The organism is Anaerobutyricum hallii DSM 3353 (assembly GCF_000173975.1).
GTDB lineage: Bacteria > Bacillota > Clostridia > Lachnospirales > Lachnospiraceae > Anaerobutyricum > Anaerobutyricum hallii.
This window is the reverse complement of the sequence record NZ_ACEP01000014.1, coordinates 1-659: the sequence shown is the minus strand read 5'-3', so window position 1 is coordinate 659 and position 659 is coordinate 1. Positions and strand designations below refer to the sequence as shown.

General features: G+C 33.8%; 1 protein-coding gene and 1 riboswitch. The gene reads left to right on the top strand.

The features are described from left to right. Positions 1–79: 79 nt before the first annotated feature. Positions 80–188: riboswitch (TPP riboswitch) on the top strand. Between the two features lie 351 nt (positions 189–539). After that, positions 540–659: hydroxyethylthiazole kinase (locus EUBHAL_RS16620; protein WP_207635823.1), on the top strand; the 120-nt coding region annotated here is incomplete at its 3' end.

The following is a 659-nucleotide window of genomic DNA, read 5'->3' as shown; positions in this document are numbered from 1 at the left end:
CCCCGGGCGTCTGTCTCTTAATGAATTAAATAGTAAATTATGCTTGATTTTTTGACTCAAATAGCGTACTATATTGGTAAATTCATACACGGGGAGCTTGCAGAAGCAGGCTGAGAGTAAGCTAAAGTGCTTAGACCCATAACCTGATTTGGATAATGCCAACGTAGGGATAGCGTAGATATATTCGCATATATACCGAGATTGGTGTATATGCGTTTTTCTTTTCAGAGTAAATCATTTTAAAATAAATTGCTTTAAGAGAAAATCTACATTGAATCTTTATAAATTTTCTTTTATTTTTTATCGTTTATTTATCCATATTCAGAATATTTCTCAAATATACTTCTGAGCATTTTGCAAAACGCACTTCAGGAAGTATAGGATGATTTCAGTTTTTTCCCGTTTATGAAAAATAAATAGACATGCTAAATATATATCAGATGTGAGATGACTCCAACCTCTGTAGGTGGCGAGCAACAATGCCGGAGCATTCTTGAATGAATATATATGCTAAATCTATATGTAAAGAAAGGGTAAAAATGTTAAAGCAGTGTTTTGATAACGTAAGAGAAAAGCATCCATTGGTACATAATATTACGAACTATGTAACAGTGAATGATGTGGCAAATATTCTTCTTGCCTGTGGCGGCAGCCCGATT